This is a genomic window from Glutamicibacter sp. 363 (assembly GCF_052379505.1).
Taxonomy (GTDB): Bacteria; Actinomycetota; Actinomycetes; order Actinomycetales; family Micrococcaceae; genus Glutamicibacter.
Map to the genome: position 1 here is coordinate 1 of NZ_JBQSYR010000105.1, position 268 is coordinate 268.

A 268-nucleotide genomic window follows, 5' to 3' on the forward strand; every position below is an offset into this window, starting at 1 on the left:
GGTATGCGCGCCAGCATTTCGCGTTGGATGCCCATGACAGTTACCAAGCGTTCACTGATGATAGTGAACGTCGGGTGCCGAATCCTTTGAAGGACAAGGCGAAGCAGAAACGCGACGCGCTGGCCGCGAAAGTGCGGGCGTTGGCCGCTGCCGCGGACGTTCAGGAGCTTGCCCTGTGTTCCCCGGAACCAGGGGAGGCGGTGACGATCACTAATAAGATGCTCAACGAATTGAACGCTCCGGTATTGGCAGCTGAGAAGCAGCTGGC

Annotated in this window: 1 protein-coding gene; it reads left to right on the forward strand. The window is 59.0% G+C overall.

From position 1 onward, the window contains the following. Positions 1 to 74 precede the first annotated feature (74 nt). On the forward strand, positions 75 to 268 hold a 194-nt coding region (locus ACT3UA_RS19050), incomplete at its 3' end, for a hypothetical protein (RefSeq protein WP_444617907.1).